A 17,719-nucleotide genomic window follows, 5' to 3' on the forward strand; every position below is an offset into this window, starting at 1 on the left:
GCGCGCGGTCTGCTCCGCAGACACGACGCGCCGCCGCTACGCGGCGGAACAAGCAGCGCTCCGCGCTGCTGCTGAGGCTCCGCCTCAGCTTGCCGGGCCACTCCGTGGTCCGGGGCTCGGATCGCTCCGCGATCCGGCCTGACGAAATCCGCTCCGCGGATTCCTGAAACGCAGCTACAGCATGGGGGTTGACGGATCATCGGCTCTCGCTGGCGCCGTTTCCGGAACGGCGCTTCCGAACCCTGCACGGCGAGCCTTGTCGCGTGACGGACTGCTCTTCGCGGGTGGCGCAGCTGCCCACTACGTGTCCATCTTAGAGGCCCGGAGTTACTCCGCACCGCTTTAGGAAGCACAAAAACTATAGAACTTCCGAGAGATCGCCGTGCTCCTCTTCAAGGGTCCGGCGAGGTTCTGACCAGTCCACCCGGAGGATCTCTTGCAGCAACTCTCCTTGTTCTTGCGGAAGTTGCCCGGCTTTGTGTCGCGTACGCGCTTTGCATAGCCACGGGCCGATCATGACGCGCTCGCCGTCGGCCTCGATCCACTCCCGGGCACCGGGCGAACGGCCGTGGCGTTCCACAAAGGCACGCAGCAGCGTGACGTTCTGTTCGAAGGAGCGGCGGCGCCTGGGGCCGGCGGGGGTGGTGGGTGTCTTCCCTGCGGGCAGCGGGACTTGATCGGGGGTCAGGCCGAGGCAGGTGAGGAGCGTGCGTTGGCCGTCCTCGAGTTGGTTCCAGGTGGTGAACTGTCGGTGCAGCCAAATGCCGGCCTTCACGCCGCCGATCACCGTTTCTCGGTGCAGTGTGGCTGTGTCGTGGCCGGCTTCGATGTGGTGACGCAGGTGGTGGTATTTGCGGTGCCAGTCGGCGCCGTACGGGAGTTGCCAGTTGGGGTCGAGGGCGGTGAGCTGGGCTTCGCGGGCGGGGTGGAGGCGGTCGTGGCGGGCGAGGGCGCGCTGGTTGACAAGGAAGGGGCCGCCTGGGTCGGTGGTAGGAATGGCGAGGTGGCCGTGGAGGGTGTGGAAGCCCTCGATGGTGGCCATGTGCCCTTGCCAGGTGGCTTCGTTGTCGTCCCAGATCATGGCGAGGTCTTCGAGCTCGGCGATCCAGTCGGCGGTGAGGGTGCCTTGGTGGTAGGCGGTGCGCTGCCCGTCGATGAACTGGCCGAGGCGGTAGCCGTAGGCGTCGGTGTAGTTGGTCGGGATGCGCAGGTGGCCGTGTTCGGCGTGGTAGCGGACGGCGGCCGCGAGGCCCGCGCGGCGGGGCGCGGACAAGACGGCGCCAGCTGAGGGCCAGGCAATGAGGTCCATCGCGCGGGCGATGTAATCGGGGTCGAGGGTGAAGTCGAACCGGAAGCGGCGCGCAAGGAGTTGGTGGGTGTCGCGGTCCAGGCGGTGCTTGGTGTTCTGGCGCGGGGCGCGGGCGGCGATGGACTGGTCATGGTGGCGCAGCGCTGCGGTGACCAGCCAGAGGGCCGCGTATGGAGTGTCGAGGAGGTCGGTGGGGTCGGCGTCGAGCGGGGTGTAGGCGGGGATCACCAGACTCGCGGTCTTGGAGTCGAGGGTGGGGGGTTTACGCAGGGCGCGGCCCAGGGCCTGGACGATGCGGCGCACGCTCGCGGTGCGGTCCGCGAAGACGATTGAGTCGACGGCTGGCAAGTCGACGCCTTCGCTGAGGACTTGGGCGTTGGTGAGCACGGCTCGGTCGGCTTGTTCGAAACGGGTCAGGATGGTGTGGCGTTTGTTGGGGGTGTGGGTGCCGTTGATTGACTGCACGCTCAAGTCGGCTGTCCAGGAGGGGCGTTGCTCGGTGGGGAGGGTGCGCAGTGTGTGGGGGAACTGGCGGGCGAAGTCGGCGGCGTCCGCGACCTGCTGGAAGTAGACGATCACATGTTTGAGGTCGTGCTCGCGCATGGCTTTGAGGACGGCTAGGTGCAGGGCGGTCGTGCGGCGGGCGCTCGGGCCGAACCCAGTCTGGAGGTCTGGGTCGGTGAGAGTGCTGCGCAGCTCGGTGTCGGTGATGGTGGGGATGAGGAGTTGGTAGTCGGCCAGGACGCCGTCTTCGATCGCGTCCGCGTGTGAGTAGGTGTGCAGGCGCGGGCCGAACACCTTGGGGTCGTCCATCGAGGCGATCAGGGAGGGGGCCTCCCAGGTGGGAGCGGTCGCGGCAGTGCGCTTGGGCTGAGGGCGTGTGTCGGGGGTCTCGGTCAGGCGGGGGGCCTCCCACTCGTATGGCGTCGCGGTGAGGTACAGGCGGCGGTCTGCGGGGACGCGGGTGTTGTCGTGGATCATCGTCCACTGCTTGTCCCAGCTCCCGGCGGTGCGGTGCGCCTCGTCCACGATCATGAGGTCGAAGACGGGGGCGGTGAAGACGGAGTGTTGGGCTTCCTCGATCCGCTGAAGTGAGTCGAATGTGATGAACACGGTCGCTCTCTCGCGCCGTTTCGTACGCTGAGTCAGCCAGTACGCCAGGTACTCCCCCGACCCCGTGCTCGCTGCGCCCGCGCCGGCCAGCAGTGGGTTCGCATCGGCGCGTGCTGAGGACACGGCCATCAGCGGCTCGGTTCGTCCGTCCGCGCGGGCTGCTGCCGCCCACTGTCCGATCAGGTCCAGGCTGGGGACGGCGACGAGCAGCTGCTGGATGTCGAGCTGTTCTGCTGTGCGCAGCGCGATCAGTGTTTTGCCCGTCCCGCACGCGGACACGATGTGTCCTCGTGTCCGCGGGGATTTGAGATGCCGTGCCGCGGATTCCACCGCCTGCTGCTGGTCCGGGCGCAGGGTGCGGCGGTTGTTGGGGGGTGCTGGAGCGGGGGTGGAGTTGGACGGCATCGCGGTGGAGATCCTTGAGAACGCGAGTCGGGACTATTGGGGTCTTCATCCTTGCGTAGCCGGGCGTGGCTCGGGCGCAGTTGTTGCTCGAGCGGTGAACCCGCTCGTTGCCTGAGCCACGCGGGGGCTGTCCGTCAACACCAGCGCATGTCCAGTGCCTCCAGGGCGTTGATCTGCTGTGTGGTGAGCCGGGCGGGGTTGCGGCGCCGTTCGGATAGCCAGCGGCGCAGTAGGAGCGGGTCGCCTGCGTCGCCGCCGCGGTAGGTAGCGGGGACGGCGAGGTGCTGGTGGGCGCGCCAGAACAGATAGGCCTCCCGTAGTCCTTTGTGGAACGCTCGGGCCGAGTATCCGTGGGGGCGGCGCAGCAGGTAGGCGAGGGGATGGCGCAGGGGGATCTGGTCGAGGAGTTCGTGCTGGGCGAGGGTAAGGCGGGGCAGGGCGGCGATCTGGTCGGCCAGCCATTCGCTGTAGGGGTTGTCGGCCTGTTCGGGGCCGAGGTCAGGAAAGGGGACCTTGTTCCGGCGCGCGGCGTTGAGGACAGCGGCGTAGGTACGGCGCCACTGCCCGGTCTTGTCCCAGTGGCTGTTCCACCAGGGGTAGATCTCGTTGAGGGCGCGGTGGTAGCAGTAGGGCAGGTCGCGGCGGTCCGCTTCGGCGCGGCGGCGGGAGAGCCACGTGCCCAGGCGAACGCCGTGGTGGGTCTCGGTGTAGGTGGGAACCAAGTGGCCGTGCCGGGCGGTGTAGTCGCGTGCGATGTCGAGGGTGAACTCGATGCTGGTGGGCGGGTGTTCCCACTGGATGCCGAGGAGTTTGAGGTCTTCTGCGCGCTGCGGCAGGAGCATGCCGTGTTGTTTCAGGGAGCGTTGCTTGCCCACCCACCAGCCCAGGTAGAAGCCGCCTGGGGTCTGGTGGCGGCTGGGGACGTTCAGGTGGCCGTGGGTGTCGTAGAAGGTCTGGGCGTGTGCGTAGGCGGCGTCCCAGATCTGGTTGGGGGCGGGGGTGTGCCTGGGGTGGAGCAAGCCGATGAGTTCGTCGGCGCGCAGCGGCCGGGCAGGGGTGTACGGGCGCAGGGTGCGCTGTCCGCTGTGGAGGGTGACGCGGGTGAAGACGAGTTCGTCCCAGGCGCTGAGGCTGATGAGGATCTGGTGCAGCAGGTGGAAGCTGGTGCCCTTGACTCCTTCTTCGAGCTGCTGGCCCGGGCGGAGGTAGACGGGGACGATGATGCGGGCGATCTTGCCCTGCCCGGGCATCTGGCGCAGGGCTCGGCCGATGGCCTGGAGGATCTGGACGGGGCTGCTCTTGGGATCGGCGAACAGGATGGAGTCCAGGGAAGGGATGTCGACCCCCTCGGTGAAGCAGTTGCAGTTGCTGAGCACCGCCCTGCGCGGGAGGTCATCCCCGATGCGGCCGTGGGCGGGGGTGTCAATGAACTCCTGAACCCGCCCGCGGCGGACAACCGCGCTGAGGTTGCTGTGGACCACGTTGCTGGCCAGGCGGCAGCGCATGTACGGCGGCACGAGCTGCGCGGTTTCGGCGAGGGTTTCGGCGAAGACGGAGGCGTCGGCGATGTAGGTGTGGAAGGTGAGGGTGCGTCGGAGGTCATAGAGGTGCTGGGCGCGCAGGAGAGCGATCTGCGCGGCTGCCAGGCGCAGTCCTTCGCTGGTGGCGTCGATCCGAGCGGGGTGGCGCAGGGCTCGTCTGAGGTCTTCTTCGGTGACTTCGACGGCGACGATCTCGTAATCGGCCAGGAGGCCTTCGGCGATCGATTCGGCCAGGGAGAGACGGTAGACGACCGGCCCGTACAGGCGGGGGTCGTCCATGGAGGCGACCTGGTCGGTGCCGAGGGTGTCCTCGTCGGCATCGGGGGCGAGGACGCGGGGGGTTGCGGTCAGATGGAGGCGGTGGCGGGCGGGGAAGAGGTCGTCGTCAAGGACGCGGGCCCAGGGCCGGTTGCCGTCGCCGGCGGTGCGGTGGGCCTCGTCGCAGATGATCAGGTCCCAGCGGGCGAGATGGTGGTCACGGTGGGCCTGTTCGACTTTCTCTTGTGACTGGTAGGTGCAGAAGACATTCAGGGGGCCGAAGGCCGCGGCCTGGGCGGCGTGATGGGCGAGCTCTGCGGCCGAGCTGATGCGCAGGACGCTGCCGGGCAGCACGCCGCCGGCGTCCTCGTGGCAGATGGCCAGATAGAGGCCCTGGCGGCCTTCGTGGTGCCAGACCTGCGCGGTCTGGTAGAGCAGCTGGATGTTGGGGGCGAAGAGCACCACATTGCCGTGATGGGCGATCCGGTGGGCGACGTGGAGGGCGACGAGGGTCTTGCCGGTGCCGGTGGCCATCACGAGGCATGTGCGGGCGTGGTGATCGAGGAAGGCGGAGACGCTGTTGTCGACAGCGACGGCCTGATGGCCACGCAGCGGGGTGGCGAGCTGGTTGTCGGTGACGGTCCCGGGCACCGGCGGCTCCCTTGTGATCGTGTGCCTGGGACCTCATGGTCCGCACACGAGGAGGTGTCTGGTCCTGCTTTCGCCAGCTGGTTCACTCTTTCGGGGATATCCGGCAGGCAGGGAGGTTCTCGCTGCCCGGTACCCAGCAGCATGGGAAATGCCGGGCTGCTGCGGCAGCGGTCATCGCCGGAGTTGGGGGCAGCGGAGGTGGACGGACAAGTAGCCGGAGCTTCTTGGCTGTTCGGGCCCCGCAGGCCGCTGCCGGTTCGGGTAACGCCGTTGCGGGGCGAGTCGACGGGCAGTTTCGTCAACCGGCTGGCACACGGCCAGGGACTGGAGTTGGAAGAGCTGCTGGAGCGCGTGGGCTTCGGCCAGGCGTCCCGGGATCCGGTGCGGGTACGGGCCTATCCCTCCAGCACCGAGATGTACGTCAACGAGCGGGGGCTTGAGTATCTGGCGGTGCTGTGCGGGAGCACCGCGTCGGCGCTGCAGGAGGTCCTGCCGAGCACGGCGGCCGCGCATCTGTTGAAGACCGAGACCACGCAAGCGGTGTGGAAGTGGCCGTGGCTGCCGCGCGAGGGGCACCTGGTGCCGCTGTGCGGGACATGCGCCACCGCCCGCGGGGTGCGGGAGACGGCATGGATGATCAGCGCGGACCGCTGGCGGGTCTGCCTGGAGCATCTGCGGTTCACCGACAGCGACGCGAGCGGGGGCGGGCGGGGGCTGTCGCTGAAGCTACTGCCGGAGACGGCCGAGGCGCACCGGGAGCGGGAAGCCCTCAGCCAGCGGTACGGGCAGGTGGGCCGGGAGCTGTTCGCCGACGCCTTCCAGATCGCGGTGCACTGGTGGACGTACCTTCCAGGCACCGCACGGTGGGTGCGCCGGGCCTGGGACGCGGGCCTGGAGGCTGAGGCGGTCCCCACGGCGCCGCTCGTGCTGATGCCGGAAGCAGCTGCCGTGGCGGCCCGGCTGACCGCTTTCGAACACGCGGGCAGACGGGACGGACAGGCCCGTACACGGTGGATGGAGGAGCTGCGGAGCGAGATGGACGGGTGGGGCATCGACTTCTCGGTCGGCCGGCTGGCGCTGATGGACTGGCTGCAGCGGCACAGCACCCCCGCCACCCAGGCACCGGACACCGCCGACGGGCCGGCCAGCCGAACAGCACCGCAGGAGCGGCAGGTATCTGCCGGGATGCCAGGCGCCGGGGTGCCGGGCCGGTTGCAGGTGTCGCCCGGGCACGAACGGGCGGCGCAGCCCACCGGGGTTCTGGGGGCGGCATCGTGCCTGCCCTGGCAACTGGGACAGCCGGCATGCGAGATGTGACGCACCCGGCGGCAGGAGGCGAGCGGCATGAGCACTGCTGAGGATCCCTGCGACCTGCCGGAGAGCGAAGCGGTGCCGAGCGCAGAGCAGAATGTCGTGGCCGTGTACCGCGAGCCATACGGGCCGGTGCGCGCGTGCGATGCGGCAGGGCTGCGGGGGCTTGCGCTGGAGGAGTTCGGGCCGGTCAGCGAACCGGTGCCCTATCAGGGCCGCAGGGGCATCATCACCTATTGGCCGGTGGCGAGCAGGGAGCAGACAGTGGTGTGCGCCAGCCTGCGGCAGTGGCGCCTCGCGGTGGAGCTGGACTTCGAGCCGGACTGGGTGGCGTTCAGTGCCGGCCCGGTTCAGCTGCGATGGCGGGCGGGAGGCCGCGAGCGCCGCTGGTGCCCGGATTTCGTGGCGCTCACGGCCGGCGGCGTACGTGAGGTGCTGGTGCTGAAGCCGCCCGGCGAGGAGACTCTGCCCGCCATGCGGCTTCAGGTTCTTGAGGCGGTGGCGCAGGCCGCCGGGTGGCGGATGCGGCAGGTGCGTGAGCCGTCGGGTGTGCGCGGGCGGAATCTGGGATGGCTGGGCGGCTACCGGTTCGCTGCGGGCGACGAGGACGTCCGGGGGCGGGCGCTGCTGGAGGCGTTCAGGGAGCCGACGGGCCTGCGGGCGGGGGTGGCGGCGAGCGGTCTGCCCGCGCTGACGGGTTTGGACCTCGCCTATCGGATGCTCTGGCAGCGACGGCTGCTGTTCGATGCCTGCCAGCCGCTGCTGCCCGATGCCCTGGCCTGGACGGCCTGAAGGACACGAGGGGGGCGCATGGCGGGAACACGTGGGGGCCGGCCTTCGCAGCCGCTGTCCGTCGGGGCGCGGGTGCGCTGGCAGGAGTGCGAGTGGGAGGTGGTGGCGTGGCAGGGGCCGCAGGTCACGCTGGCGCCAAGGGAAGGCGGGGAGGGCCCCCGGGCGGTGTCGTACCGGTGGCTGGTGTGCGGGGAGGATTTCGCCGTCCTCGGCACCGGCCATGTTCCGGCCGCGGAGGGCGCAGTCCTTGGCGGGTGGGAAGGGCACCAGGGGCGAGAGGAGGAGGCCGCGCTGTGGCAGGCGCGCATGGTGGAGATCGACACTGGTCTGGCCCCGGGCCGCCACCAGCACGCGCGGGGATTCGAGCCGGGGACGACGCTGGCCCAGCGGTGCGCCGCGATGTCGGCGCGGCTGGCCGCCGACGGCATCCGCTGCTCCGCCCACACCCTCGCCGACAAGCGGCGCAAGTGGAAAGCGGCCGGAGAAAACCCGGCCGTCCTGCTGTCCGCGCCGCGGGAGAAACGGCCCGGCGGCTTCACCGACCCGCGGTGCCTGGCCGCCATGCAGGAGGTGGTGACCCGGCGCGCACACGCCTCGGACGTGACCATCGACCTGATCCGCGAGGAGGTGGAGGACCTCCTGCGCTCGCGGTACGGCGCCGAGTTCGACGACCCGGCTGCCGAAGCGGCCCTGCTGCCCTCCCGTTCCACCTTCTACCTGCGGATGAAGGAGTCCGGCCTGGCCGACGTCCTGGCCGGGCCGGCGCGGGCCCGCGCCGCGCTGGCCTCCACCCCGCCGCTCCCCCACGGCGGGCGCGAGGCCGTGCTGCGGCCGGGGCAGGTGACCCAGGCCGACACCACGCCCCTGCGGATCCGGGCCCGCGGCGACGACGGCGAGCCCGTCTCCACGGAGATGACCGTGCTGATCGACGTGGCCAGCCGCAGCATGTGCGCGCTGATGATCACGCCCAGCCGCGCGGGAGACGCCGGGAACGGCCGGGCGGGCCGGGCGGGCCGGGCAACCCGGGCGATCGACCTGACCCTGATGCTGGCGCAGGCATTCGCGCCCTGGCCGGTGATGCCCGGCTGGGACCCGCTGAGCGCGGCCGCCGCCTCCAGCCTGCCGTTCGGGGCGCTCAAGGCGGCGGACGAGCGGTTCACGAACGCCACGGCCGCCCGCCCGGTCATCCGTCCCGAGCTGATCGTCTACGACCAGGGCAGCCCTTATGTGAGCGACCATTTCACTTCAGTCTGCGACCGGCTGCACATCGCGCGACGCCCGGCGCGCAAGAAGACCCCGGCCGACAAGCCGCTCGCCGAGCACTTCTTCATCACCCTCGCGCACCGCTTCAGCCAGTACGTCGCCCACGGCTGGCAGGGCCGCAGCCACAAAAAACGCGGCCGCGGCATCGACCGCATGCCGCTGTACACCATCGCCGAACTCCAGCAGATGGCCCAGGAATGGGTCGCGTTGGAGTACCAGCAGACCCCCGATGCGGGGCTGCGCGACCCGTTCAGGCCGGGCATCGTGCTGTCCCCCAACGACATGTACGCCGTGCAGATCGCCCGCAGCGGCTACCGGCCCGTGCCGCTCTCCCCCGCCCAGAACCGCTTCTTCCTGCTGCCGCGTTGGGTCACCCCCGGCAAGAGCGGCTTCATGATCAACCACCGGACCTACCAGCCCACCCGGCAGGACGCCGGGCACTACCGCGAGATCCTCCTGCGCGGGGGCTCGAAACTGCCCGGCCGAGCAGGCAAGTGGGAATGCCGCTTCAACCCCTACCGTCCCGAGCGGGTATGGCTGTACGACCACACCGCAAACACCTGGGTGACCTGCGATTTCCGGCTGCGCCACCTGCTGGGCGACCCCTGGACCGCGGACATGTGGCAAGAGCACGCCGAACAGCACCAAGCGACCGGCGGCAGCGAGCAGGGCGAGGAAGCGATTGCCCTGGCCCTCGCCCAGCGCGGCAGACGGTGCCGCTCCGGCCAACCGCCACCGAAGCGCACCGGAACCCAACCGCCCTTCCAGGGACTGGAGCTGGAGACCGAACAGCCCTCCCAGGACCCCTACGCGGGCCTGGAGGAGTTCGACCTGTCGACCCTGCGGCCCCGCCCGGCGCTGCCCATCTCCCCCATCGCGCCCCCGTCCGTGTCCGCACCTGCGGGCAGGGCCGCAGGTGCGGACACGGACGGAGAGCAGGAAGGCGGGCATGCCTCGCACCCGCTCGCGGCTCTCTTCGCCAGCGCCGACGACACCGGTAGCCCTCCAAACACCGCTGCCGCCGGGACGCCGGCCGAGGCATACGAAGTGGTCGAGGCCGAACTCCTCGACGACCTCGACTCCGGTGCGGACGGCGACGACAGCTACAAGGACGGCGAGGACGTCATCGACGTGTGGGAGGTGCACGCGCCCGGGGGCATGGAGCCGTGAACGACGAGGGCGCAGGACCGGTCCGCGAGGCGTGGTCTTCGCACCAAAGCCGGCCTCACGGAAGGAATGAACGGGGAACCGTGCACGAGAGGACAGTGTGATGAAAGCGACCCTGGAACTACGCGACAAACGCGAGGCTCGCCTGCGCCAGCAGCTGAAGGACACTCCGATGCGGCCTCTGCCGCTGTTCCAGCTCACCGGCTGGAACCACTTCGTCGACGAGAAAGTGGAACCGCCCGCGCGGGCGGGTAGCAGTCCTGGCCCGGACAGGCGCAAGGACGAGCAGTCCATCGCCTACCACCGGCATCTGAGGATGGTGCCCACCGACGCGATGACGTACATGCAGGAGACGGTCGTCGAGGCGGTCCACCACAACAGCGGTCGCCGGGAGGGCCTGATGGACCATGTCATCGACGGGCCCGCCGGCACCGGCAAGACCTGCCTACTGCGGGCGGCCGGACGCGCCGCCCAGCAGGAGATCGAAGCCGGCACGGGCGGCAGGCGCCAGAACACGATCCCGGTGGTACACATCACCACCCCCGCGGACCCGGAGCAGAAGGTGAACTGGGTCTGGGAGATCGCCTCTTACCTGGGCCTCCAACCCGAGCCGAAAAGCCTCGCGGAAGTCCTGGAGATGCGCCGGCACCAGGACCTGACCCTTCCGGTCAACTACGTCTTGGAAACGGCGCAGACCCGCCTGCTGCTCATCGACGACATCAACCGCGCCTTGCCGCAGCAACTGGCGAACGTGCTGCCCTACTTCGACTACCTGCGCGACAAGCTGGGCATCTCGCTCGTCTTCTGCGGCACCGGCGCCAGCCACCTCCTGCACCAGGCCCGCATCCTGGCCGGAGACCTGACCCGGGTCAGTGAGGAGAACCGTGTACGGCTCAAGCAGGCGGGCCGCCCGGAGGCGCCCGCCTCTCCCTCCCCCAGCGCGCTGCTGCCAGTGACCTGGCTGCACCCCCTCCCCCTGAACGCCGAAGACCAGAAGACCTTCCGGGAAGTACTGGCGGGCTTCGAGGCGGACCTGAGCCTGTACCGGCTGGAGGAACACGCCCTGAGCAAACACGCCGTCGAACTGCACCGGCGCACCGGCGGCTACTTCAAAGCCCTCGCCTACGTCGTCTCCACCGCCGCCGTCATCGCGATCCGCAGCGGAAGCGAGAACATCACCCTCAAAGAGATCGACGCTGCCACAGCCCAGTTCGGCTGAACGCCCGGCGAGCACGGTGGGTCACCGGATCATGATGCAGCGCCATCGATGTCAGTGGTGGGCTTTACGGTGCAGTCGTGGATATCGAAGCCTTTGCGTACATGTCGGCATCAGCATGTGGTGATGTATGACAGAGGAAGGGGCGCCGCTGCACGGGAGCGTTTCCCGCACGCGTGAGCGGGAATCTTGGGTGGGCAACTTGGACTACGACGATTTGGTCGCGCTGCGCAGGCACCATGCGGCCTGGAAGCTGCTGCGGGCGGACAACGCAGCGTCCTGGCGACCAGGGCCTCGACCTGCTCGTCCGTGATCGTCCGCGGCGCCCCCGAACGCGGTCGGTCCACCAGACCCTCCAGCCCGTCCGCGGCGAACCGGGCCCGCCACTTGCGCACCGCCTCTCAGCCCCGTTGCCCGGGTCCGACGATCCCGTTTTGCAGGTCGACGACGATCGCGGCGGTATTGGAGTCGATGGGCGGAGATGGGCATTTCTGTCCTTGCTGGTCATGAAGAAAAACGGGCGGGCTGACGGGCCCTGGCCGTGTCCCGGGAGGAGGGTGGCGGCGGGTCCCGGGGACAGCCATGCCGGGCCCGGAGGCCGGTGGTCCTCTTGTAGGCCCGCGAAGAACACAACGGGAGAGGGGTCACCGCCGGCCGTGTCGGGCAGCCGGCGGTGCTACGTCTCGGAGAGGGCTGTTGTATCAGACGGTGATGGTCTTGTACTCGGTGTAGGTGCCAAGGCCAACGGCGCCGAACTCGCGGCCGATGCCGCTGTTCTTGAAGCCGCCGAAGGGGCCGTCGAAGGCGACTGGGGCACCGTTGACCGTGACGGTGCCGGTGCGGACGCGACGAGCGACCGCCAGGGCGTGCTCTTCGTCGGCGGACCAGACGCCGCCGGAGAGGCCGTACTCGGAGTCGTTGGCGATGCGGACGGCGTCGTCCTCGTCGTCGTAGGCGATGACCACCAGGACCGGGCCGAAGATCTCCTCCTGCGCGATGCGCATGGAGTTGTCGACCTCGGCGAAGACGGTGGGCGTCACGTAGTTGCCCTTCTCCAGACCCTCCGGGATCTGCGGGCCGCCGGTGACCAGGCGAGCACCCTCCTCGATGCCGAGCTGGATGTAGTTGCGCACCCGCTCCTGCTGGTCGGGGCGGACCATCGGACCGATGAAGGTGTCCGGAGCACTGGGGTCTCCCACCTTCAGGGACTCCACCAGCTCCTTCACCGCCGACACGACCTCCTCGTACTTCTCGCGCGGGGCGAGGATGCGGGTGAGCGCGAGGCAGGCTTCTCCGTTGTTGGGCAGCGAATGGAACCGCAGGTCCTGGACGGCCTGGGCGATGTCGGCGTCGGGCAGGATGATGGCGGCGGACTTGCCGCCGAGTTCCAGGCTGACTCGCTTGAGCTGGCGGCCCGCAATCGAGGCGATGGTCTGACCGGCGCGGGTCGAGCCGGTGAAAGCGATCTTGTCGACGTCCTTGTGCGAGACCAGGTACTCGCTGGTCTCGCGGTCGGCGGGCAGGACGCTGATGACACCTTCGGGCAGGCTGGCTTGTTCCAGCAGTTCAGCGAGGTAGCCCATGCTGAGGGAGTTCTCCGGGGAGGCCTTCAGGATCACGGAATTGCCCGCGAGCAGAGCCGGGATGATCTTTGAGTAGGCGGAGGAGGTGGGCGCGTTCCAGGGAATCACCGCGGCGACCACGCCGACGGCCTCGCGCCGGACAATGCTGCGGAACGTGGAGGCGGGATCCGAGGGGACCAGGGTGGTTTCCCAGTCAAAGTTCTCGGCGGCCGTCACGTAGCCATTGAAGTGGGAGGTGAGGCCGGCCTGCACGGCGTTGGTGAACCAGGAGGCGGCGCCGTTCTCGGCGGTGATGAGGGCAGCGAGTGTGTCGTCGTGTGCTTCGCGCAGCTCGTTGAAGCGCCGTAGTAGGGCGATGCGTTCGGCTGGCGTGGTGCGGGCCCAGGGCCCGTTGTCGAAGGCGGCGCGAGCGGCTGCGACGGCTCGGTCGATGTCAGCGGGATGGGCCTGGGCGGCGTGGCCGACGACGGACTGGTCGTGCGGGGAGTGGATGTCGAGCAGATCCTTCTTGCTCGGCTCGGTCCAGGTGCCGCCGATGAAGAGCCGGTCATAGGTGTGCATGTGCCGTTCCTGTTCTGAGTTGCTGTCAGGTGAGGTGTGGCGGCCGTCTGCCTTCGGGGCCGGCGGTCGGGTTCTCAAAGGAGCCGAAGGAGTGCGGGAGGAAGAAGCCGCGCCCCGGCTGGATGAAGAAGCCGAATCCCGCTGGCTGACCCGCCTTATCGGGACGGCTTTCGGGCCTGCGGCGCGGCAGGACCTTTACTGGGCCTTGTAGCCGCCGTCGACGTTGAGGATGGTTCCGGTGACGAAGGACGCGGCCGGCGAGGCGAGCCAGGTGATGGCTTCGGCGACCTCGGCGGGGCGGCCCATCCGACCCACCGGCTGGAGAGCGGCGATGGAGGCCTCGTCCCAGGTACCGGCCTCGATGGCGGCGTTGAGGATGTCGGTCTTGATCGCGGCGGGGGCGACCCCGTTGATGCGGATGTTGTCGGTGGCGTACTCCAGCGCGGCGGACTTGGTCAGGCCGACCACGGCGTGCTTGGTGGCGGAGTAGTTGGCCGAGTAGCGGATGCCGCCCAGGCCCGCGATCGAGGCCAGGTTGACGATGGAGCCACCGGGGTTGTCCTGGGCCAGCATCTGCTGGATCTGGTACTTCATGCACCAGAAGACGCCGAGCACGTTCGTGGTGAGCATCTGCTGGAAGCGGCTGGTGGGCTCGTCGGCCATGCGGCCGGCGTCGAGGGAAATCCCGGCGTTGTTGACCGCGACATCGAGCCGGCCGAAGCGCTCGACGGTGGCTGCGACCAGGGCGGCGACGGACTCTTCGGAGTCGACGTCGACGGCGACGAAGACGGCCTCCCCGCCATTGTCGCGGATCTCGCGGGCGACGGCTTCGCCCGCTTCCTTGCGGCGGCCGGATACGACGACGGCGTGGCCCGTGCGGGCCAGGGCCAGGCTGGTCTCCTTGCCGATGCCTTGGGTGGCTCCGGTGACCAGGGCGACGCTGGAAACGCTCATGACGATGGACCTCTTTCCCCTACAGGTGTGAGTCGGCCGACGATCCCGCCTTAGGAGACCGCCGGTCTGTTGTGACTCCAGATTAAGAGACTGGCGGTCTAATGTCAAAAGACCGGCAGTCTGTAAGATGGGGGCATGACGACCTTCCAGCGAGCGCGCAGCGAGGAACAGCGCGAGATCCGGCGGCGCGCGATCCTCGACACCGCGGCGGCGATGCTCGACGAGATGTCCGTGGGCGCACTCAGCCTGAACGAGCTGAGCCGGCGCGTGGGCCTGGCGAAGTCCAACGTGCTGCGCTACTTCGAGTCACGCGAAGCCGTCCTGCTGGAACTGCTGGACCGCGACTGGCGGCAGTGGACCGCCACCCTGCCCGAACAGCTCGCCGCCTCACTCACCCCCGGCGCCCCGCCGATCCAGCGCGGTCAGGAATTCGCCGCCGTCCTGGCACACTCCCTCGCCCAGCACCGGGTACTGTGCGACCTGCTCAGCGCCCAGGCAGGCGTCCTGGAACACAACGTCTCCCCGGACGTGGCCGCCCGCTACAAACGAGCAGCCCTCGACAACGTCGCCGCTCTGGCCGCACTCGCCCGCCGGCACCTGCCCGAACTCGGCGGCCACGCCGACCAGCTCTGCGCCCAGGCCGTCATGGTCAGCGGCGCGGTATGGACCCACGCCCGGCCCTCCGCCGCCATGCTCACCGCCTACACAGCCGATCCCTCACTCGCCGCCCTGCGCATGGACTTCACCACCACGCTGCAAGACATGCTGACAACCCTCATCACAGGCACCCTCACCAGGGCCGGGCACTGACCACGACCCCACCCGCCCCTCCCCCGCGGACACCGGTGGAAAGGACTGGGCACTTCCACGCCTTGGCTGACAAAACAGATGGCTGCCCATGGACCCGCTGCCCGAACCACGCGCCGGCGACGTGACCACACCCAACCGCGTTAAGCTTGATCTTTAACCGTGCTGCTGTTTCAGGCGGACATGTTCGGTGAGGGTTGGTACAACCTGATGGAGCCGGAGCACACGAACTGGAAGGCGGGGCACCGGGCTGCGGTGGCGTTCCGGCGGGCGGGGGATCTGGCGGTGCCGTATGAGCACCGGGAGTTGCTGCCGGGCGGGTATTCGTTTCCGCTGGGGCGGTGGCTGGCTGATCAGCGGCGCAGTGTGCAGGCGGCACGATGGCTGCGGAGCGGGCGGCGGACCTGGATGAGCTGGGGATAGTGTGGGAGCCGTCCGAGGTGGCGTGGGAGGAGAACCTGGCGGCGGCGCGCGCCTACTTCGCGGAGACGGGCACGCTGGCCGCTGCGGTCACGGCGAGCGCGCTGGACAAGCCGGTCGGGCAGTGGCTGGCCAACTGCCGCAAGGACGGCGGTCTCGGCAAGGACCCGGAGCGAGCAGGCCGGCGGGCGGAGCAGTTGGCCGCGATCGATCCGGACTGGCGCCCCGACTGGCCGGTGGACTGGCAGCGCCAGTACGCCGGAGTGGCGCGGCTGCTGGCACTCGGCGCCGACGTGGCCGACATCGTGCCCGGCGTGACCTCATCCGGGGCGGACGTCGGCCGGTGGCTTCAGAGACAGCGTCAGCACGTCGTCTGGGAAGGGCTGGCAGAGGGCCAGCGTGAGCGTCTGGCCGCCCTCGGCCTCACGCCCCTGCCGCCGGAGCGGAGGACGCCCGGGATGGGCTCCAAGGGCGGTTCTGGGGCGTTCGAGCGGGGGGTGTGTGGCTCTGGCGCAGTACCGGGACCGTACAGGCTCCGTGGGACCCGTCAGCCGCGCCCACACCGAGACCCTGCCGGACGGCAGTGAGATCAAACTCGGGGTGTTCCTGTCGAACACCAAGACCCGGCGGGCGAAGCTGAGCACGGAACAGCTCCAGCAGTTGGCCGGCCTCGGCCTGGAACGGGCGGCACAGACACCGAACACGGCGTAACCGGGCAGGGACGGCACAGCGGCGGGGAGCCTGGAAGATCACCTCCGGGACGCCCGCCGCATTGCGTTGGCGGCGCCGTGTGCGACAGCGCCCGACGCCGCACACCGCGTGAGCACCCCTCGCAGACAGAACCAAATCCCACGCCGATCACCACACCATCCGAGACAATCACTGAACTCGCACGTCAGGACCACCACGGCTTCCCCACGCCCCACGAAAACCCCAGCTCACAGCCTCACCACACCCACGGCCAAAAATCCTGAAACGATCACTAAATCCCCGGGTCAGCGCTTCACTCATCCAGTGCTCGACAACGGATTTGTCAGACGGTGCGGTGATGGCGCGGGCGTTGCCCTCTTGGGAGTGCGGGGATGACGCGCTGGAGGGCGAGGGCGGCGCTGGGGAGCCGGTGGCTGTGTGGCGTGTGGGTGGTGCGGTGGTGGGGCCTGTGGCCTTTGGCTGCCGCTTGTGTGCTGCGCGGCGGACGGGTGTGCCTGTGGGGTGGGTGCGGTACGCGGCGGGGTGGGAACGGGTGTGTGTGCGGCACGGGCGGTGGCAGTTGGACGCGGACGCCGACCAGGAGCTGGAGTATCTGGATCTGCGGAGCCTGCCGGAGATGGTCGCGACGCAGCGGCGGTGGGCGGGTGTGGCGCGGCGGGCGGTGCGGGGCGGGGTGGAGCCTGAGCGGGTGTTCGCGCTGGCCCACGCGGTGGTGGCCCGGTGGTGGGAGCAGGCCTTGTACTGGGAGGAGGAGAAGGTGTGGCCGCGGCGGCTGCACCAGGTCGCCGGCGGTGATGCGGGCGGGGAGTTGGAGCGGTGGCGGATCGTGGGCCGCGATGCGGTCGTCTTCCCCGAGGTGGTCGCTGTCGCGGACGTGTTGCTGGACCCGGCCATGGCGCAGCTGGTGTGGGCCGACAGCGGGGCGGAACGGCCGCGGGCGCTGCCCGCTGATGGGGCGTTCTGCCGGGCTCTGGGCGAGCGTGTGGGCCGGCCGTGGCTGGGCCCGCTGGCCGCGACCGACTACGGCGGGCCGTTGATTGCCTGGATGGGGGCCGTTGTACGGGCGCGCCGCGGCGACAACAGGCTGGACGGGTATGCGCACGATCCGTGGTGGGTGCGCCAGGAACTTCAACCCGCCACCATGGCTGGGCAGTTACGGGTGCGGGCCAAGGAGAAGAAGGCTCCCGGTTCCGGCACGAACTGGCGTGCTGCGGTGCCCGCCGAACAGCGTTTCCTGATCACCAACCTCCTCGGTGAAGCCGAGGAGCAGGTGCTGCTCCTGCGCGGCGCGCAGGTCGGGCCGACCGCTGATGCGGCCCGGTATCTGCTGGAGACCCTCAGCCGTGGCACCGAGCTCCTCGACCAGGCGCTGGTGCAGATCATGGCCGCCGCTGTGAACGCCGGAGTGGAGCTGGAAGAGGTGGCCCGCTGGGCTCGGCTTTCGCCGGACGAGGCGGCGGAGATTCTTGGGACGTACCCGGCTGCGGACGGCCCGTAGGTCGGGGGTGGGGCTGGGCTTCTGGTTGAGCGGTAGGGCGCGTTCGCTCGTTGGGGTGAGGCGGTCGGAATTTCGTTCTGTCGGTGCAGGGGCTGTTCTTGGCTGCTGATGTGGGGCTACACGGTGATGCGAGGCGTGTGCAGGCGGTGTTCGTGGATG

General features: G+C 69.5%; 14 protein-coding genes. 9 read left to right on the forward strand and 5 right to left on the reverse strand.

Going from position 1 to position 17,719, the window contains the following annotated elements:
- Window positions 1–358 precede the first annotated feature (358 nt).
- Both ACFY16_RS41970 and ACFY16_RS41975 read right to left on the reverse strand, forming a co-directional pair.
- On the reverse strand, window positions 359–2,827 hold the full coding sequence (locus ACFY16_RS41970) for a Helicase associated domain protein (protein WP_390652497.1): 2,469 nt from the start codon (window positions 2,825–2,827) through the stop codon (window positions 359–361).
- Window positions 2,828–2,961: 134 nt separating this feature from the next.
- Window positions 2,962–5,277 (reverse strand): Helicase associated domain protein, encoded by a 2,316-nt coding sequence (locus ACFY16_RS41975; RefSeq protein ID WP_390652498.1) that lies wholly within the window; start codon window positions 5,275–5,277, stop codon window positions 2,962–2,964.
- A gap of 198 nt (window positions 5,278–5,475) precedes the next feature.
- On the opposite strand from ACFY16_RS41975, the gene ACFY16_RS41980 reads away from it, so the two are divergent.
- The 4 genes from ACFY16_RS41980 (at window position 5,476) to ACFY16_RS41995 (ending at window position 11,029) form a co-directional block, all read left to right on the forward strand.
- The gene (locus ACFY16_RS41980) at window positions 5,476–6,594 is read left to right on the forward strand and encodes a TniQ family protein (protein WP_390652499.1); all 1,119 of its coding nucleotides are present in this window, start codon (window positions 5,476–5,478) and stop codon (window positions 6,592–6,594) included.
- Between the two features lie 27 nt (window positions 6,595–6,621).
- On the forward strand, window positions 6,622–7,380 hold the full coding sequence (locus ACFY16_RS41985) for a hypothetical protein (RefSeq protein WP_390652500.1): 759 nt from the start codon (window positions 6,622–6,624) through the stop codon (window positions 7,378–7,380).
- A gap of 18 nt (window positions 7,381–7,398) precedes the next feature.
- Window positions 7,399–9,813, forward strand: a complete 2,415-nt coding sequence (locus ACFY16_RS41990) for a transposase (RefSeq protein WP_390652501.1) — start codon at window positions 7,399–7,401, stop codon at window positions 9,811–9,813.
- 100 nt (window positions 9,814–9,913) lie between these two features.
- Window positions 9,914–11,029 carry an AAA family ATPase gene (locus ACFY16_RS41995; protein ID WP_390652502.1) on the forward strand — a complete coding sequence of 372 codons (1,116 nt, stop codon included), beginning with the start codon at window positions 9,914–9,916 and terminating at the stop codon, window positions 11,027–11,029.
- Between the two features lie 110 nt (window positions 11,030–11,139).
- On the opposite strand, the gene ACFY16_RS42000 is transcribed toward ACFY16_RS41995, so the two are convergent.
- The 3 genes from ACFY16_RS42000 to ACFY16_RS42010 form a co-directional block, all read right to left on the reverse strand.
- Window positions 11,140–11,421, reverse strand: a complete 282-nt coding sequence (locus ACFY16_RS42000) for a helix-turn-helix domain-containing protein (protein WP_390652503.1) — start codon at window positions 11,419–11,421, stop codon at window positions 11,140–11,142.
- A gap of 306 nt (window positions 11,422–11,727) precedes the next feature.
- On the reverse strand, window positions 11,728–13,170 hold the full coding sequence (locus tag ACFY16_RS42005; protein ID WP_390652504.1) for an aldehyde dehydrogenase: 1,443 nt from the start codon (window positions 13,168–13,170) through the stop codon (window positions 11,728–11,730).
- Between the two features lie 195 nt (window positions 13,171–13,365).
- A complete protein-coding gene (locus ACFY16_RS42010; protein WP_390652505.1) occupies window positions 13,366–14,124 on the reverse strand; it encodes a glucose 1-dehydrogenase in 759 nt (252 codons plus the stop codon).
- Between the two features lie 135 nt (window positions 14,125–14,259).
- Here ACFY16_RS42010 and ACFY16_RS42015 point away from each other — a divergent pair, with 135 nt between their 5' ends.
- The 5 genes from ACFY16_RS42015 (at window position 14,260) to ACFY16_RS42035 (ending at window position 17,560) form a co-directional block, all read left to right on the forward strand.
- Window positions 14,260–14,934 carry a TetR family transcriptional regulator gene (locus tag ACFY16_RS42015; RefSeq protein ID WP_390652506.1) on the forward strand — a complete coding sequence of 225 codons (675 nt, stop codon included), beginning with the start codon at window positions 14,260–14,262 and terminating at the stop codon, window positions 14,932–14,934.
- 159 nt (window positions 14,935–15,093) lie between these two features.
- Window positions 15,094–15,354, forward strand: coding sequence for a helicase associated domain-containing protein (locus tag ACFY16_RS42020; protein ID WP_390652507.1), 261 nt, complete (start codon window positions 15,094–15,096; stop codon window positions 15,352–15,354).
- Window positions 15,312–15,938, forward strand: a complete 627-nt coding sequence (locus tag ACFY16_RS42025; RefSeq protein WP_390652508.1) for a helicase associated domain-containing protein — start codon at window positions 15,312–15,314, stop codon at window positions 15,936–15,938. Before ACFY16_RS42020 ends, ACFY16_RS42025 begins: the two co-directional genes overlap by 43 nt.
- On the forward strand, window positions 15,889–16,062 hold the full coding sequence (locus tag ACFY16_RS42030; RefSeq protein WP_390652509.1) for a hypothetical protein: 174 nt from the start codon (window positions 15,889–15,891) through the stop codon (window positions 16,060–16,062). Before ACFY16_RS42025 ends, ACFY16_RS42030 begins: the two co-directional genes overlap by 50 nt.
- Window positions 16,063–16,600: 538 nt before the next feature.
- The gene (locus tag ACFY16_RS42035; RefSeq protein WP_390652510.1) at window positions 16,601–17,560 is read left to right on the forward strand and encodes a DNA-binding protein; all 960 of its coding nucleotides are present in this window, start codon (window positions 16,601–16,603) and stop codon (window positions 17,558–17,560) included.
- The last annotated feature ends 159 nt before the right edge of the window (window positions 17,561–17,719 follow it).

Origin of the sequence: Streptomyces sp. NPDC001315 (assembly GCF_042896175.1) — a bacterium.
Lineage (GTDB): Bacteria > Actinomycetota > Actinomycetes > Streptomycetales > Streptomycetaceae > Streptomyces.